The following is a 19,100-nucleotide window of genomic DNA, read 5'->3' on the forward strand; positions in this document are numbered from 1 at the left end:
GCGGTGCGTGGTGCTCGCCTCGTCGAACAGGGCGAGACCGTGGGCGGCCTGCAGCGGCGCGCCGAGGCGGGTGGCCCGTGCGAGGTCGACGTCGGTCATCCGCCCGGTGACGCCGCTGTCCGCGGCCCACAGGCCCCAGGCCAGTGACACGGCGGGCAGCCCGTGGGCGCGCCGGTGCCGGGCGAGGGCGTCCAGGAAGCTGTTGGCGGCGGCGTAGCCGCCCTGGCCGGCGGGTCCGAGTTGGGCGGCCACCGAGGAGTAGAGGACGAAGGCGGTCAGGTCGTGTCCGGCGGTCAGCTCGTGCAGGTTGACGGCGGCGTCGACCTTGGGCCGCAGGACGTCGTGCAGCCGTGCGGCGTCGAGTGTTTCGAGGACTCCGTCCTCGGCGACTCCGGCGGCGTGGACCACGGCGGTGAGCGGGTGGGCGGCCGGGATGCCGGCGAGTGCGGCGCCGAGGGCGGCGCGGTCGGCGGCGTCGACGGCCAGGACGGTGGCGTGGGCGCCGAGCCGTTCGAGGTCCGCGACGAGTTCGGTGGCGCCCGGTGTGTCGGTGCCGCGGCGGCTGAGCAGCAGCAGGTGACGGATGCCGTGTTCGGTGACGAGGTGGCGGGCCAGGAGGCCGCCGAGGGTGCCGGTGCCGCCGGTGACGAGGACGGTGCCGTCGGGGTCCGGTGCCGCGGGGACGGTGACGACGTTCTTGCCGATGTGGCGGGCCTGGCTGATGTGCCGGAACGCGGCGGCGGTGTCGCGGATGTCCCAGGCCGTGGCCGGGGGCAGCTGGAGTGCTCCGCTGTCGAACAGGGCGAGGATGTCGGTGAGGATCTCGCCGAGCCGCTGCGGGCCTGCCTCGGAGGGGTCGAAGGAGCGGTAGCGGACGCCGGAGTGGGCGGCCGCGACCTGCTCGGGGTCCCTCAGGTCGGCCTTGCCCATCTCGGCGAGCCGGCCGCCGGGGGCGAGCAGGCGCAGGGTGGCGTCCAGGATGTCGCCGGTGAGCGAGTTGAGGACGATGTCGACGCCGCGCCCGCCGGTGGCGGTCCGGAAGCGGGCTTCGAAGTCGGTGGTACGGGAGGACGCGATGTGCGCGTCGTCGAGGCCCGCCCGGCGCAGGGCGTCCCACTTGGCGGGGCTCGCGGTGCCGAACACGTCGAGTCCGAGGTGGCGGGCGAGCTGGACGGCGGCGGTGCCGACGCCGCCGGTCGCGGCGTGGACGAGGACAGATTCGCCGGGCCGCGCGCCCGCGACGTCGACGAGTCCGTAGTACGCGGTGACGAAGGCGACGGGCACGGTGGCGGCCTGGCTGAACGACCAGTCCCGCGGGATGCGGGCGAGCTGGGCGCGCGGGGCGGTGGCGACGTTGCCGAGGCCGGCGGGGACGAGGCCGAAGACGCGGTCGCCGGGGGCCAGGTCGGTGACGGCGGGGCCGGCCTCGACGACGATGCCGGCCGCTTCGGCGCCCATCGGGGACGGCTCCGGGTACATGCCCAGGCCGATGAGGACGTCGCGGAAGTTGACGCCTGCCGCGCGGACGGCCACGCGGACCTGGTCGGGCTCCAGCGGCGGGGCGTCGGCGGGGACCAGGGCCAGGTTCTCCAGGGTGCCGGGTCCGGTGGTGTCGAGGCGCCAGGCGGGTGCGTCGGCGGGGAGCGGGAGGCCGTCAGGGGCGGGCAGGCGGACGAGGCGTGGTGTGCGCAGTTCGCTTGCGCGCAGGGCGAGTTGGTGCTCGCCCCGGTCGACGGCGTCGCGGACGGCGGTCCAGTCGACGCCGTCGCGGACGGCGGTCCAGCCGACGCCGTCGGCGGGCGTGGGGGTGCCGAGGGGTGTCGCGTTGCCGGTGGGCCCCTCCGTGCCGGGGGTGCCTTCCGTGCCGCCGGTGGCGGGGAGGTCGAGGAGGACGAAGCGGTCCGGGTTCTCGGACTGCGCGGTGCGTATCAGACCCCACACGGCGGCGGCGGCCAGGTCCGGGGCGCCCTCGCCCGGGCCGGCGTCCACCGCGCAGCGGGTGACGAGGACGAGCCGGGAGGAGGCGGGCCGTTCGCCCGCCAGCCAGCGCTGGATCAGGCCGAGGACGGCGGCGGTGGTCCGGTGGACGTTCTCGGCGAGGTCGCCGGGGGCCGGGCCGACGGTGCACACGACCAGGTCGGCGGTGGCGTCGTCGAGGTCCTCGGTGACGGGGCCGCCGGGCAGGACGTGCACGTCGGCCGGTCCGCCGGTGCCGGCGCCGGCACCGGTGGCGGCCGGTGCGGCGGTCCATTCCACGGCGAACAGCGAGGAGTTGGCCGCGGTGGCCGCGGCCGCCGCCGCCAACTGCTGGGGGCGCACCGGGCGCAGGGTCAGTGACCGGACCTCGGCGACGGGGCGGCCGGTGCTGTCGGCCGCCTGGATGGACAGGGCGTCCGGTCCGGCGGCGGCCAGGCGCACGCGCAGTGCCGTCGCGCCGGTGGCCTGCAGCGTCACGCCCGACCACAGGAAGGGCAGCGGGGTGGCGCCGGTGTCGTCGAGGAAACCTCCGATGGTCGTGGCGTGCATGGCCGCGTCGAGGAGGGCGGGGTGCAGATCGAACGCGTCGGTGTCGGGTGCGGCCGCCGGTGGCAGGACGATGTCGGCGTAGACGGCGTCGGTGCCGCGCCAGGCGCGGCGCAGGCCGCGGAAGACCGGTCCGTAGTGGTAGCCGGCGCCGGCCAGGGTGGTGTCGTAGTAGCCGTCGAGGTCGACCGGTTCGGCGCCGGGCGGCGGCCAGGCGGACAGGTCGAAGCGGGCGGCTTCGGCTTCGGCCTCGGGGGCGAGGAGCCCGGAGGCGTGGCGGAGCCAGGTGCCGTCGCCGTCCTCGGGCTGGGAGTGGATCGACACCTCGCGGTCGTCGGCGCCGGACGGGGGGCTCACCCGGACCTGGATCCGGATCCGGCCGGCGGGCGGGACGACGAGGGGGGCCTGGAGGGTCAGTTCGCGGATCTCTCCGCAGCCCGCCTCCCGGGCGGCGCGCAGGGCCAGTTCGACGAATCCGGTGCCGGGCAGGATCGCGGCGCCGAGGACCTGGTGGTCGTCGAGCCAGGGCTGGGCGGACAGCGACAGGCTGCCGGTGAGGACCAGGCCGCCGTCGTCGGCGAGCGGGACCGCGGCGGCGAGGACGGCGTGGCCGGTGTTCAGTCCGCCGGCCACGCCCGCGTCGCCGCCCGCCGCGGCCGGACGCAGCCAGTACCGCTCCCGCTGGAAGGCGTAGGCGGGGAGGTCGACGCGGGTGCCGCCCCGGCCGGTGAGGACGGTGGCCCAGTCGACGCCGGCGCCGCGGGTCCATCCGGCGGCGACGGTGTGCAACAGGGTGGCGGCTTCGGGCCGGTCGTCGCGCAGCGCGGGGGCGATCGTCGTCGTGGCGGCGTCGTCGCGTTCGGCGAGGGTGTGCTGGGCCATCGCGCTGAGTACGGTGCTGGGGCCGATCTCGAGGAACCGGGTGGTTCCGTGGTCGGCGAGCCAGCTCACGCCGTCGGCGAACCGGACGGCGTGCCGTACGTGCCGCACCCAGTAGGCGGGTGAACAGAACTCCTCGACGGGGAGGGGGGCGCCGGTCAGGTTCGACACGATCGGGATCGCGGGCGGCCGGAAGGTCACGGTGGAGGCGAGCGCGGCGAACCGTTCGAGCATCGGGTTCATCCGCTGGGAGTGGAAGGCGTGCGAGACGCGCAGCCGGGTGGCCTTGCGGCCGGAGAGGGTCCAGCGGGCGGCCAGTTCGGCGATGGCGTCCTCGTCACCCGACATCACCAGGGCGGACGGGCCGTTGAGTGCCGCGATGTCGACGCGTCCCTCGTAGGTGCCGAGGGCCTCGACCGCTTCGGCCTCGGTGGCGGCGACGGCGAGCATGGCGCCGCCGGGCGGCAGGTCGGCCATCAGCAGGGCTCGGGCGGCGACGAGTTCGCAGGCGTCGTCGAGCGAGAGGACGTCGGCGACGTGCGCGGCCGCGAGTTCGCCGACGGAGTGGCCGAGGAGGTGGTCGGGGCGGATGCCCCAGGACTCCAGGAGCCGGAAGAGCGCGACCTCCAGGGCGAACAGGGCTGTCTGGGTGTAGGCGGTGCGGTCGAGGAGGGCCGCCTCGTCGGTGCCGGGTTCGGCGAACATCACCGCGCGCAGCGGGTGGCCGAGGTGGGGGTCGACGCGGGCGCAGACGGCGTCGAGGGCGTCGGCGAACACGGGGAACGCCTGGTAGAGCTCGCGGCCGGTGCCGGGGCGCTGCGAGCCCTGGCCGGAGAACAGCATCGCGAGGCGGCCGTGCCCGGTGGCGCCGGTGACGACGGCGTGGTGGGGGCGGTTCTCGGCGATCGCGTCGAGGCCCGCGAGCAGGGTGTCCCGGTCGCCGGCGATCACGGCGGCCCGGTGTGCCAGGCCGGCACGGGTGACGGCCAGGGAGTGGGCGATGTCGTGGACGGTGTGCGGGCTGCCGTCGGCGGCGGCGAATGCGCGGAGCCGGGCGGCCTGTGCGCGCAGTGCGGCAGGGCCGGCGGCCGACACCAGCCACGGCACCACCGGTTCGGGGGAGGGCGCCGCGGCGGGGACGGGGGCGCGGTCGGGGACGGGGGTCGGCGGGGCCTGTTCCAGGATGACGTGGGCGTTGGTGCCGCTGACACCGAACGACGACACACCGGCCCGGCGGGGCCGGCCCGCTTCGGGCCAGGCCCGGTTCTCGGTGAGGGGCGAGACGGCGCCGGCGGACCAGTCGACGTGGCCGGTCGGCTCGTGGAGGTGCAGGGTGCGGGGCAGCACACCGTGCCGCATGGCCAGCACCATCTTGATCACGCCGGCGACACCGGCGGCCGCCTGGGTGTGGCCGATGTTCGACTTGAGCGAGCCGAGCCACAGCGGTTCGGCGTCGCCGCGGCCCTGGCCGTAGGTGGCCAGCAGCGCCTGCGCCTCGATCGGGTCGCCGAGGGCGGTACCCGTGCCGTGCGCCTCGACGGCGTCCACGTCGGCCGGGGCGAGCTGGGCGTTGGCCAGAGCCTGCTGGACCACCCGCTGCTGCGCGGGCCCGTTGGGGGCGGTGAGGCCGTTCGAGGCGCCGTCCTGGTTGACGGCGCTCCCGCGCAGCGCGGCCCAGATCCGGTGCCCGTGACGCCGCGCGTCCGAGAGGCGCTCCAGCACCAGGACGCCCGCGCCCTCGGACCAGCTCGTGCCGTCGGCGGCCGCCGAGAACGGCTTGCAGCGGCCGTCGGCTGCCAGCCCGCGCTGGCGGCTGAACTCGACGAACGCGTCGGGGGTGGCCATCACGGTGACGCCGCCGGCCAGGGCGACGGAGCACTCGCCGTTGCGCAGCGCCTGGGCGGCCAGGTGCAGGGCGACGAGGGAGGACGAGCAGGCGGTGTCGACGGTGATCGCCGGGCCCTCCAGCCCGAAGGTGTAGGCCAGGCGGCCGGAGGCGACGCTGGTGGCGGTACCGGTGAGGAGGTGCCCCTCGACGCTGTCCGGCAGTCGGGCGGCGCGGCCGTAGCCGGAGGAGGTGACGCCCATGAAGACGCCGCCGGGGACGCCCTTGATCACGGCCGGGTCGACGCCCGCGTCCTCGAGCGCCTCCCAGGACGCTTCAAGCAGCAGTCGCTGCTGCGGGTCCATGGCGAGCGCCTCGCGCGGGGAGATGCCGAACAGTTCGGCGTCGAAGTCCCCGGCGTCGGGCAGGAATCCGCCGTGGCGCGTGTAGGTCGTGCCCTGACGCTCCGGGTCGGGGTCGAACAACGCGCCGATGTCCCAGCCCCGGTCGGCGGGGAATTCGGTGATGGCGTCGCCGCCGTCGCACAGCAGCCGCCACAGGGCGGCCGGGTCCGTTGCCCCGCCCGGGAACCGGCAGCTCATGCCGACGATGACGACGGGGTCGTCGTCGGCCGCTGTCGCGGCCACGGCCGCGGGGGCGGCGGGGCCACCGAGGCCGCGGGCCAGGTGACCGGCCAGGATCCGCACGCTGGGGTGGTCGAAGACGGCGGTGGCGGACACCGCCACGCCGCTCGCCGCCCGCAGCCGCTTGCCGAGCTCGACGGCCGTCAGCGAGTCGAAGCCGAGATCCTTGAACGGCAGGTCCGGGTCGACGCCGGCGGGGCCGACGTGGCCGAGGACCGCGGCGACCTGCGCGCGGACCACGGTGAGCATCTCCTGCTCGCGTTCGGCGGCGGTGAGGGAGGCGACACGTCCGGCGGTGTCGGGCTCGTCGTGCCGGTGCGACGGGCCGGGCGCGGGCTGCAGGTCCGGCAGGTCCGCGAGCAGCCGGCTGGGCCGCGCCGAGGTGAACGCCGCGACGAACGCGGGCCAGATGATGTCGGCCACCACGACACACCCGTCGCCGTGGTCGACGGCCCGGTCGAGCGCTGCCCGCGCCGTCCCGGGCTCCATCGCGGCCAGACCCCGCCTGTGCAGGTCTTCGAGGCCGTGCCCGTCGGGCACCTGTGCGCCGTCGTCCCAGGGTCCCCAGGAGACACAGGTCGCCGGCAGGCCGCGGTCCCTGCGGAACTCGGCGAGCGCGTCCAGGTAGGCGTTGGCGGCCGCGTAGGCGCCCTGTCCGGCGCCGCCCCAGGTCCCGGCGACCGAGGAGAAGAGGACGAACGCGTCCAGCGGGGTGTCGCCGAGGGCGTGATGCACGGTGGTCGCGCCCAGGACCCTGCCCGTGAGCGCGTAGCCGAACGCTTCGGGGGCGGTCCCGTCGACCGGGCCGGTGGACGGCACGGCCGCGGTGAACACCACGGCGGAGAGCGGCTCTTCCGCCGGGATCGCGGCCAGCATGTCCTGGACGGCGTGCGGATCGGTGACGCGGCAGGCGAGGACCGACACCGGGACGCCGGTGCCCGACAGCTCGGCGGCGAGGTCCGCCGCGCCCCGGTCGTCGAGTCCGTTGTCGCTGACGAGCAGCAGCCGTGCCGGGGCCCGGCCGGCGGCCCAGCGCGCGGCATGGGCACCCAGTGGACCGTCGGCGCCGGTGACCAGCACGGTGCCGCCCGGCTGCCACCGCTCGGCGGTCCGCTCGCCCAGCGGCGTGCGCCGCAGTCTGCGGCCGTAGGCGCCGGAGGGGCGCAGCGCGACCTGATCCTCCCCGGTGCCGCCGGCCAGGAGGGCGGCGAGTCGGCCGCCGGTCCGCGCGTCGACGGCGGCGGGCAGGTCGACCAGCCCTCCCCACAGACGCGGATGCTCCAGTGCGACGACCCGGCCGAGGCCCCACACCTGTGCCTGGACGGGTGCGTCCAGCCGGTCGGACCGGCCGGTGGAGACGGCCGCGCGGGTGGCGGTCCACACCGTCGTGTCGAGGCCGGTGACAGCGAGGGCCCGCATCAGGGTCAGGGTGGTGGCGCTGCCGGCCGGCAGCGGGGCGGTGGGAAGGCCCTCGTCGGCGAGTGCGGCGAGGTTGAGCACACCGGCCGTATCCGGGCCGGAGACTTCGCTGATCCGGGCGGCGAGTTCGGCGGGATCGGTGTCACGGGCCCCGACCGTGAACGTGACCACGTCGGCGCCGGCGCGGTGGAGCGCGGTCACCACGGAGTCGGCCGTTTCGCCATGGGCGGCGGTGTCCTCGGGCAGGACGACGAGCCAGGTGCCGGACAGGGTGGCGGTCGTCGGGAGACCGGTGAGCGGCTTCCAGGTGACCTGGTAGCGCCAGGTGTCGATCACGGACCGCTGCCGGCGTTCCCGGCGCCACGAGGCGAGTGCCGGAACCACCGACCCGAGCAACTGCGGGGCCTCCGACAGCTGGAGCGTGCCCGCGAGTTCGTCGAGGTCACCACGCTCCACGGCATCCCAGAACCGCGACTCGACCGCGTCCACCACCCCGCCCGCAGCCTGAACCGGCAATGACGGGACATCCAGCCAGTACCGCTCATGCTGGAAGGCGTATGTCGGCAAAGCTACATGGCGGCCGGTGAGCAGCGCGGACCAGTTCACGTCCACGCCGGTGGCCCATGCCTCGCCGAGGCTGGTCAGCAGGCGGCGCATGCCACCCTCACCGCGTCGCAGGGTGCCCAGTGCCGTGGCGTCGGCCCCGGTCGCGTCGATCGTCTCCTCGACCCCGACGGTGAGTACGGGGTGGGCGCTGACCTCGACGAAGGTGCGCATCCCCTGTCCGAGGAGGGCACGGACCGCGGTCTCGAACTCGACCGTGGAGCGCAGGTTGTCGAACCAGTACCGGGCGTCGAGACCGCCGTCGACGGTCTCGCCGGTCAGGGTGGACAGCATCGGAACCGTGCCGGCGACCGGAGTCAGCCCGGCCAGGTCGGCCAGGATCCGCTCCCGGAGCCGGTCCATCTCCGGCGAGTGCGACGCGTAGTCCACCGGAATGCGGCGCGTACGGATGCCCTGGCGTTCGCACTCGGCCATGAAGGAGCCGAGGGACTCCGCGTCGCCGGAGACGACAGTGGACGACGGACCGTTCACCGCGGCCACCGACACCGTGCCCGGCATCAGGCCCTCGACCGCTTCCCGGCCGGCAGCCACGGACACCATGCCCCCACCACCGGCCACCGCCACCAAAGCCTGCGACCGCAAGGCCACCACCCGCGCCGCATCGTCCAGCGACAACCAGCCCGCCACACACGCCGCAGCGATCTCACCCTGCGAATGACCCACCACCGCAGACGGCACCACACCCGCCGAACGCCACACCTCCGCCAGCGACACCATCACCGCCCACAGCACCGGCTGGACCACATCCACCCGGTCCACATCACCGTCCCGCAACAACACATCGGTCAACGACCAGTCGACGTACGGGGCGAGCGCCGTCTCGCACTCGGCCAGCCGCTCCCGGAACACCGGCGAGGCATCCCACAACTCCCGCGCCATGCCCACCCACTGCGAGCCCTGACCCGGGAACACGAACACCACACCACCGGCACCCGTAACGGCCGACGTGGCCACGGACAGCCCGGCCAGCAACTCCTCCCGGCCCTCCCCCACGACCACCGCACGATGCTCCAACGCAGCCCGCGTCGTCGCCAGCGACCAGCCCACGTCCACCGGGTCCAGCTCCGGCCGCTCCGCGACGAACGAGGCCAGCCGCTCCACCTGCGCCCGCAACGCGGCCTCGGACTTCGCCGACACCACCCACGCCGACACACCCGGAACCGAAACAGGAGAGACCGAAGCCTCCGGCTGCGGGGCCTGCTCCACAATCACGTGCGCGTTCGTGCCCGACATGCCGAACGACGACACACCCGCACGCCGCGGACGGTCCGCACCGGCCCAGGGACGTGCCTCCGTCAGCAGTTCGACCGCGCCCGCCGACCAGTCCACCTCGGGCGACGGCTCGTCGGCGTGCAGCGTGGCCGGCAGGACGCCGTGCCGCATCGCCATGACCATCTTGATCACACCCGCGACACCCGCAGCCGCCTGGGGGTGGCCGATGTTCGACTTCACCGACCCCAGCCACAGCGGCTCGCCGGCCTCGTCACGGTCCTGGCCATACGTCGCCAGCAGCGCCTGCGCCTCGATCGGATCCCCGAGACGCGTCCCGGTGCCGTGCGCCTCGACGACATCCACGTCCGCGCCCGTCAGCCGGGCATTCGCCAGCGCCTGACGGATCACCCGCTGCTGCGAGGGACCGTTCGGCGCCGTCAGACCGTTCGACGCACCGTCCTGATTGATCGCACTGCCCCGCACCACCGCCAGCACCTGGTGCCCGTTGCGCTCCGCGTCCGACAACCGCTCCAGCAGCACGAGCCCGGCGCCTTCGCCGAGGCCGAAGCCGTCGGCCCCCGCGCCGAAGGCCCGGCAGCGGCCGTCCTGGGACAGGGCGCGCTGGCGGCTGAACTCGACGAACAGGCCGGGGCCGGCCATCACCGTCACACCGCCGGCCAGGGCGAGGTCGCAGTCGCCGTTGTTGAGGGCCTGCACCGCCAGGTGGGTCGCCACCAGCGACGACGAGCACGCGGTGTCGATCGTGACGGCGGGGCCTTCCAGGCCGAGGGCGTAGGCGACCCGGCCGGATGTCACGCTGCCCAGGCCGCCGCTCAGCCGGTAGCCCTCGGATCCTTCCAGCGGCTGGTCGAGCCGTGGACCGTACTCCTGGGTGGCGGCGCCGGCGAAGACTCCGGTGCGGCTGCCGCGCAGGGTCGTCGGGTCGATGCCGGCGCGTTCGAACGCCTCCCACGCGGTTTCCAGCAGCACCCGCTGCTGCGGGTCCATGGCCTGGGCCTCGCGGGGCGAGATGCCGAAGAACGCCGGGTCGAACTGGTCGGCGTCGAGGAGGAATCCGCCTTCGGCGGTGTAGGAGCGGCCGGGCTCGTCGGGGTCGGGGTGGTAGAGGCCGTCCGTGTCCCAGCCGCGGTTGTCGGGCAGGCCGGAGATGACGTCGCTCCGGTCGGTGACGAGCCGCCAGAGGTCTTCGGGAGAGGTGACACCGCCGGGGTACCGGCAGGCCATGGCGACGACGGCGACGGGTTCGCCGACATGGGTCGCCGTGGGCGTGGCCGTGCCGGCGGATTCCGCGGGCCGCCGCAGCAGCCGGGCGACGAGCTGCTCGGCGAGGGCGTGGGGCGTGGGGTGGTCAAAGGCGATGGTGCTCGGCAGGCGGAGACCGGTGGCGGTGTTGAGCCGGTTGCGGAACTCCACCGCGATGAGCGAGTCGAAGCCGAGGCTCTTGAACGCCTGGGCGGCGTCCACCTCACCGGTGCCGGCGCGGCCGAGCACCGCGGCGGCGTGCGCGCGGACGAGGTCGAGCACGGTGCGGTGCCGGTCCGCCTCCGGCAGCGCGGCCAGGTCGAGGCCGAGGCCGGTCAGCGCCTCGGGGGCGGCGGCGGGGCGGCGCGGCTCGCCCACCAGGGCGCGCAGCGGGGCGGCGACGGTGTCGGGGTCCGTCAGGGCGGCGGCGCGCAGTTCGGGGAGGCTGAGCCGGGCGGGTGCGAGCAGCGGCTCTCCGCCGGGCAGTGCCGCGTCGAAGAGGGCGAGCGCCTGCTCGGGGCTCATGGGGGCGAGTCCGGTGCGTGTCAGCCGGGCCCGGTCGGCGTCGCCGAGGCGGCCGCCCATGCCGGTGTCGTCCCACAAGCCCGACAGCAGTGACAGCGCGGGCAGGCCGCGGGCGTGCCGGTGCTGGGCGAGGGCGTCGAGGAAGACGTTGGCCGCGCCGTAACTGCCCTGTCCGGGGGTGCCGATGGTGCTGGCGAGCGAGGAGACGAGGACGAACGCCGTGAGATCGAGGTCCGCGGTGAGCCGGTGCAGATGCCAGGCGGCGTCGGCCTTGGGACGGAGCACCGTGGTGAGCTGGTGGGAGGTGAGCGTGTGGATCGGGGCGTCGTCGACGACACCGGCGGCGTGGACGACCACGCGCAGCGGGTGTGCGGCGGGGATACCGGCGAGGAGTGCGCGGAGCGCCTGCGGGTCGGCGGCGTCGCAGGCGACGGCGGTGACGTGGGCGCCGGTCGCGGTGAGTTCGGCGATGAGTTCGGCGGCTCCGTCGGCGTCGGCGCCGCTGCGGCTGGCGAGCACGAGGTGGCGGGCGCCGTGTGCGGTGACCAGGTGCCGGGCGATGAGCCGGCCGATGTCGCCGGTGCCGCCGGTGATCAGGACCGTGCCGTCGGCGTCGACGGGGCTTGCCCCGGCCGTGGTGGTGACGCGGGCGAGCCGCTCGGCCAGAACCCGGTCGCCGCGGAGGGCGAGTTGGGGCTCGTTGTGGTTGAGGGCCGCGGCGGGCGCCCGGTCGAGGAGGGTGTCGTCGTCGATGTCGACGAGGACGAACCGTCCGGGGTGTTCGGCCTGGGCGGTGCGGACGAGACCGCGGGCGGTCGCGACGGCAAGGTCGTGGACGTGCTCGTCGCCACGGGTGGCGACGGCGCCGTGGGTGAGCAGGACGAGGCGGGTGCCGGTCAGGCGCTGGTCGGCGAGCCAGGTCCGGAGCAGCGTCAGCGTGTCGAGGGCGGCGCGGTGGGCGTCGGCGACGGGGTCGGCGGCTTCCGCGGCGCGGTGGGCTCCGACGAGGTGTACGGCGACCGCTTCCGGTGCGGTTGCGCCGGCGGTGAGGGCCGCCTGCAACGCGTCGAGGTCGGCGTAGTGCCTGGCAAAGGCCCCGGGCCGGGTGGCCGGTGTGCCGGGGAGCGCCGAGTCCGCGGATTCGGCCGGCAGTTCACCGGGGAGCCCCACGCCGCCCGCTCCGGAACGCGGTTCGCCGACGAGGGCCCAGTCGACGGGCCCGGCGGGGGTGGTGTCGTGGAGCGTCACCCATTCCAGGCGCCAGAGCGGGTCGGTGCCGGTCGTCGCGGTCGCGAGCTGGTCCGGATCGACCGGGCGCAGCACGAGGGCCTCGATCGTGGCGACGGCGCCGCCGGAGGGGTCGGTCAGTTCGACGGTGACCGCGCCGTCGCGGTCCGGGGCGCCGATGTGGACCCGCACGGCGCTCGCGCCCGTGGCGTGGAGCTGGACGCCGCCGAAGCCGAAGGCGAGCCGGGTGCCGGCCGGGCTGCCGTCGAGGGGCAGCAGAGCGTGCAGGGCGGCGTCGAGGAGGGCCGGGTGGAGTTCGAATCCGACGGTGTGCTGCGGATCGGGATCGGGCAGGGCGGCTTCGGCGTAGATCTCCTCGCCGTGCCGCCAGCAGGCGCGCAGTCCCTGGAACGCCGGGCCGTAGGCGTAGCCGAGTGCGGCGAGCCGGGGGTAGGCGCCGTCGAGCGGGACGGCCGTCGCGCCGGGGGGCGGCCAGGCGGCCGGGGCCGGGCGGGGCGGCCGGGCGGGGCCGGCGGTGTGGAGGGTGCCGGTGGCGTGCCAGGTCCACGGGACCAGGTCGGCGCCGGTGGCCTGGCGGGAGTGCACGGTGATCGGCCGCCGGCCGGTGTCGTCGGGCGGCTGCACGATGATCTGCAGCTGGAGCGGCTCGTCGTCGGGGACGATCAGCGGTGTCTGCAGGGTGAGTTCGTCGACGCGCGGGTGGCCGCAGCGGCGGCCCGCGTACAGGGCGAGGTCGACGAGGGCGCTGCCGGGCAGCACCGTCCTGCCGAGGATCGTGTGGTCGGCCAGCCACGGCCGGCCCGCCGTCGACAGGCGGCCGGTGAGGACGAGGGTGCCGTCCTCGGCGATGTCGACCACGGCGCCGAGCAGCGGGTGGTCGGCGCCGTCCAGGCCGAGGGCGTCGGCCCCGGCGGTGGGCGTGGCGGGTGCGAGCCAGAAGCGTTCGCGCTGGAAGGGGTAGGTGGGCAGCGGCACCTTGCGGGCGGGTGCGGGGAGCACGGTCGTCCAGTCGGGCCGGACGCCGTGGGTCCAGGCGGTCGCCATGGCGGCGACGAAGTGGGCGTGGTCGCCGTGGTCGCGGCGGAGGGTCGCGAGTGCGGCGCCGGGGCGGCCCATGTCGTCGAGGGTGTCGGCGACGGCCGCGGTGAGCACCGGGTGGGCGCTGGTTTCGAGGAACACGTCGTGCCCGGCGGCGCGCAGGGCGCGCACAGCCGGCTCGAAGCGCACGGTTTCGCGCAGGTTGCGGAACCAGTAGGCGGCGTCCAGGTGCGCGGTGTCGAGTGGTTCGCCGGTGACGGTGGAGTAGAACGGTACGTCGCCGGTGCGCGGGGTGAGGGTGGCGAGCGCGTCGAGGAGTTCGTCGTGGAAGGCGTCGACGTGGGGTGAGTGGGAGGCGTAGTCGACGGGGAGGCGGCGGGCCCTGATCCCTTCGGCCTCGTATGCGGCGAGGAGCGCGTCGAGTGCGTCGGCGTTGCCGGAGACGACGGTGGCGGAGGGGCCGTTGAGGGCGGCGATGCCGATCCGGCCGTCCAGGCGGGCCAGGCGGGTCCGGACGTCGGCGGCGGGCAGCGGCACGGACACCATGCCGCCGGTGCCGGCGAGGGTGCGGACGCAGCGGCTGCGGAGGGCGACGATCCGGGCGGCGTCGGGGAGGGTGAGGCCGCCGGCGACGTAGGCGGCGGCGATCTCGCCCTGGGAGTGGCCGACGACCGCGGCCGGTTCGACGCCTGCCGAGCGCCACAGGGCGGCCAGCGACACCATGACGGCGAAGAGGGCGGGCTGGACGACGTCGTCCCGGTCCAGCGGCGGTGCTCCGTCGGCGCCGCGGAGGACGTCGACGAGGGACCAGTCGGCGTACGGTGCGAAGGCGGCCGAGCAGGCGTGGATCTCGTCGCGGAAGGCGTCGCTGGTGTTCAGCAGGGAGGCGGCCATGCCGGCCCACTGGGAGCCCTGGCCGGGGAAGACGAACACGGTGCCGTCCAGGTGGCCGGCGGTTCCCTCGGTGACGCCGGGTGCGGGGAGCCGGCCCGCCAGCGCGTCGAGTCCCGCGAGGAGGCCGTCCCGGTCGGCGGCGACGACGGCGGCCCGCCGGTCGAACGCGGCGCGGCCGGTGGCGAGGGTGTGGCCGAGGGCGGCGAGGTCGAGGTCGGTCCGGCTGCGCAGGACGTCGGCGAGCCGGTGCGCCTGGGCGCGCAGGGCGGCGTCCTGGTGTGCGGAGATCAGCACGGGGACGGCGGGCGGCTGGTCGCCGGGTTCGGCGACGGGGGGCTGCGGGTGGCCTTCGAGGATCAGGTGGGCGTTGGTGCCGCTGATGCCGAACGACGACACCGCCGCGCGGCGGGGGCGGTCGAGCTCCGGCCAGGGTGTCGTCTCGGTCAGCAGCCGCAGCTCGCCCGCGGACCAGTCGACCCGGGGGGTGGGTTCGTCGATGTGCAGGGTGCGGGGCAGGACGCCGTGCCGCATGGCGAGCACCATCTTGATGACGCCGGCGACGCCCGCGGCGGCCTGGGTGTGCCCGATGTTCGACTTCACGGAGCCGAGCAGCAGCGGCTCGCCGGTCTCGCCGCGTTCCTGGCCGTAGGTCGCCAGCAGTGCCTGTGCCTCGATCGGGTCGCCGAGGCCGGTGCCGGTGCCGTGGGCCTCGACGGCGTCCACGTCGGCCGGGGTGAGCCGGGCGTTGGCGAGGGCCTGCCGGACGACCCGTTCCTGGGAGGGGCCGTTGGGCGCGCTGAGGCTGTTGGAGGCCCCGTCCTGGTTGACGGCGCTGCCGCGGACGACCGCGAGGACGTCGTGGCCGAGGCGCCGGGCGTCGGAGAGGCGTTCGAGGATCAGCAGGCCGGCGCCCTCGCCCCAGCCGGTGCCGTCTGCGGCCGCGGCGAACGGCTTGCAGCGGCCGTCCGGGGCCAGGCCCTGCTGGCGGCTGAACTCGGTGAACATGCCCGGGGTGGCCATCAGGGTGACGCCGCCGGCGAGCGCCATGTCGCATTCGCCGGCGCGCAGGGCCTGCGCGGCGAGGTGCAGGGCCACGAGGGAGGAGGAGCAGGCGGTGTCGACGGTGACGGCCGGGCCCTCCAGGCCGAGTACGTACGCGATGCGGCCGGAGGCGACGCTCGGTGTGCCGCCGGTCAGCAGGTGCCCTTCCAGCTCCGGGGGCGCCTCGTGCATGCGCGGGCCGTAGTCCTGGGCGGTGGCGCCGACGAAGACGCCGGTCCGGCTGCCCCGGAGGGATTCGGGATCGGTTCCGAGGCGCTCGACCGCTTCCCAGGCGGTTTCCAGGAGCAGCCGCTGCTGGGGGTCCATGGCGAGGGCTTCGCGCGGCGAGATGCCGAAGAAGGCGGCGTCGAAGTCGCCGGCGCCTTCGAGGAACGCGCCGGCGGGCCGCAGGGTGCCGTGGGGGTTGCGGGCGGCGTCCCGGTAGATGTCCTCGGCATTCCAGCCCCGGTCGTCGGGGAAGCCGGTGACGGCGTCACCGCCGTCGAGCAGGAACTGCCACAGCGCTTCCGGGGTCGCGATCCCGGCGGCGTAGCGGCAGCTCATCGCGACGATGGCGATCGGCTCGGCGGGGTCGGCGGTCTCGCCGGGTGCGGCCGGCGGTGCGGGGTCGGTGCCTCCCCGCAGCCGGTCCCGGAGGTGTGCGGCGAGCCGGTCCGGTGTTGGGTGGTCGAACAACAGCGAGTCCGGCAGCGGCAGGGTGAGCGCTGTGGCGAGCCGGTCCCTCAGTTCGACGGAGCCGAGCGAGTCGAATCCGAGGTCGTGGAAGGTCTGGCGGGCGTCGACGTCGTCGGGGCCGTCGTGCCCGAGGACGGCGGCGGCGTTCTCCTGGATCAGCCGGAGCACGGCACGGGTTCCAGCTCCGTCGGCGGAGCGCTCCGGCTCGGGCTCCTGTGCCTGCGGGCGGGCTCCGGGGAGTTCCGGCTCCTGCGTCCGCGGGCAGGTGGCGGGCAGGGCGCGGGCGGGGAGGTCGTCGAGCCAGTACCGGCGCCGCTGGAAGGAGTAGGTGGGCAGGGCGACCGGGCGGGGCCGGTGGGCGGCGAGCAGGGCCGTCCAGTCCAAGTCCACGCCGGCCGTGTGCATGCGTCCGACGGCGCGGAGCAGCGTCTCGGCCTCGTCGCGGCCCTTGCGCAGGGCCGCCGTCAGCACGGGGCCGTCGGTGCGGCAGGTGGCCGCCATGCCGGCGAGTACGCCGTCGGGGCCGAGTTCGAGGTAGCGGGTGACGCCCAGTGCGGCGGTGGCGGCGACGCCGTCGGCGAAGCGGACGGTGTCGCGGACCTGGCGCAGCCAGTACGCGGGCTCCTGCATGAGGCCCGGTTCGGCCGTCCGGCCGGTCAGGTTGGACACGACGGGGATGGTCGCCGGCCGGTACGTCAGTCCGGTGAGCACCGCGCCGAACTCGTCCAGCATCGGCTCCATCAGGGCCGAGTGGAAGGCGTGCGACACGTGCAGGACGGTGGACTTCCAGCCGCGCGCCGCGCACTCGGCGGCGTAGCGGCCGATCGCCTCGGCGTCGCCGCACAGCACGACCGCGCGCGGGCCGTTGACGGCGGCGATGTCGAGGCCGGAGTCGGCGACCTCGTCTTCGGTGGCCTGGACGGCGAGCATGCCGCCGCCCGCGGGAAGGGCCTGCATCAGGCGGCCTCGCTCGGCCACCAGGGTGCAGGCGTCGTCCAGGTCCAGGATGCCCGCCACGTGTGCGGCGACGATCTCGCCGAGCGAGTGGCCCAGCAGCACGCCGGGGGTGACGCCCCACGACTCCACCAGCCGGAACAGGGCGACTTCGAGGGCGAAGAGGCCCGCCTGCGCCCACATCGTGTGATCCAGGTCGGTGCCGTCGGTGAGCACCTCGCGCAGCGGGCGGCCCAGCCGCGGGTCGAGTCGCTCGCACACCGCGTCGAAGGCTTCGGCGAACACCGGGAACGCCTGGTGGAGTTCCTTCCCCATGCCGGGGCGCTGCGCCCCTTGGCCGGTGAACAGCAGGGCCAGGCCGCCGGGTTCGGCGTCGCCGGTCATCACACCCGGGTCGGGGCGGTCGTGGGCGAGGCTGTCGAGGCGGGCGAGGAGTTCCGGCAGGTCCCGGCCGACGACGACCGCGCGCCGGTCGAACGCGGAGCGGGTGGTGGCCAGGGAGAACCCGATGTCGGCGGGGTGCGGGCCGGGGTGGTCCGCCAGGTGCTCCGACAGCCGGCGTGCCTGGTCGCGCAGGGCTTCGCCGGTCCGGGCGGACAGCGGCCAGGCCACGGGGGTGCCCGGGTCGTCGGGCCGTCCGGCGACATCGGGCTCGGAGGGCTCCCATCCGGTGAGCACCAGGTGGCAGTTGGTGCCGCCCATGCCGAAGGAGCTCACACCGGCGACACGGGACGGCTCGTCGGCGGGCCAGGGCGCCAGCTCGGTCTGGACGGTCAGCCCGAGGTCGTCGAGGGGGATCGCGGGGTTCGGGGTGACGAAGTTGAGGCTGGGCGTGAGTTCGCCGTTGCGCAGGGACAGTGCGACCTTGAGCAGCCCGACGGCGCCGGCGGCGCCTTCCAGGTGCCCGATGTTGGTCTTGGCCGATCCCACCCGCAGCCGGCCGTCGGCCGACCGTCCCCCGCCCAGCACGGTCCCGAGGGCGTGCGCCTCGACAGGGTCTCCGGCCGCCGTTCCGGTGCCGTGCAGTTCGACGTACTGGACCTGCTCGGGTCCGACGCCCGCCGCCCGGTAGGCGTCGCGCAGGACCTCGGCCTGGGCGTCGGCGTCGGGCACGGTCAGGCCGCTGCCGCCGCCGTCGTTGTTGACGGCGCCGCCGCGGATGACGCAGTAGATCTCGTCGCCGTCGGCGACGGCCTGCGTCAGGGTCTTCAGTGCGACGACGACGCCGCCCTCGCCGCGTACGTAGCCGTTGGCGCGGGCGTCGAAGGTGTGGCAGCGGCCGTCGGGCGACAGGGCGCCGAAGGCCGCGGCGGCCACGGCGCTCTCGGCGGCGATGTTGAGGTGGACACCGCCGGCGAGCGCGAGCGTCGACTCGCCGCGGCGCAGGCTCTCGCAGGCCACGTGGACGGCCACCAGCGACGAGGCCTGCCCGGCGTCGACGGTCATGCTCGGGCCGCGCAGGCCGACGGCGTAGGAGACCCGGTTGGCGATGATGCCGCGCTGCACACCGGTCAGCGAGTGGCGGCCCACGGCGCCGAGGCCGGCCCGGTGGCCGAGGGTGGCGTAGTCGTTGCCCATGACGCCGACGAACACACCGGTCCGGCCGCCTGTCAGCCGCCCGGGAACGATGCGGGCGTCCTCCAGGGCCTCCCAGCTCAATTCCAGCATCAGGCGCTGCTGCGGGTCCATCGCCGCGGCCTCGCGCGGCGAGATTCCGAAGAACCGGGGATCGAATTCGTCGACACGGTCCAGGAAACCGCCGCGGCGCACGGCGCGAGCCGCATTCGGGTCGTCGTCGGAGAAGTCCCAGCGGTGCGCGGGAATTTCGCCGACCGCGTCCATGCCGTTGCGCAGAAGCCGCCAGAATGCGTCCGGGGTGGGGGCGCCGGGGAGCCGGCAGGCCAGCCCGACCACTGCCACCGCTTCCTGCGTTTCGGCAGAGATTTCAGGCATGGAAACTCCAACCACCTCTGAATGCGCCATGGATGCCGCTGCCGTGATCCGGGTCGGCACCGAGACTAACCACGCCCTGTCGGCGCACCAACCCCTATGGGGAGGCTGACCAGCCCCTATGTGCCTTGCGGGACTCTCCGGGACACGGCCGGCGAACCGTGGCGGGGCCGGACTCCCCCGACGGGGGCGGGGCCGCACGCGGCGGGGACCGTGCGGCCGGCGGCCCCGGGAGGCGGCCGACGGGTGCGCGACCAGGAACACCCCCCTCCGCGCGCGGAGTTCTAGGGGTACTCGGTAGGGGCGTGGTGTCGTATAGGGTCCACCCGCGGCGGCGCCTGTTCACCCCCCTCAATTCCCGCCGC

1 protein-coding gene (only partly in view) is annotated in these 19,100 nt (G+C 75.3%); it reads right to left on the minus strand.

The features are described 5' to 3' along the window. Window positions 1-18,738, minus strand: the 5' portion of a protein-coding gene (locus OG306_RS01805) for a type I polyketide synthase (RefSeq protein WP_371665060.1). It extends 14,334 nt beyond the left edge of the window; the window shows 18,738 of its 33,072 coding nt (coding positions 1-18,738); it begins with the start codon at window positions 18,736-18,738; its stop codon lies beyond the left edge, outside the window. Between the last annotated feature and the right edge of the window lie 362 nt (window positions 18,739-19,100).

The sequence above is a fragment of the Streptomyces sp. NBC_01241 genome, from assembly GCF_041435435.1.
In the GTDB taxonomy this organism is placed as follows: domain Bacteria; phylum Actinomycetota; class Actinomycetes; order Streptomycetales; family Streptomycetaceae; genus Streptomyces.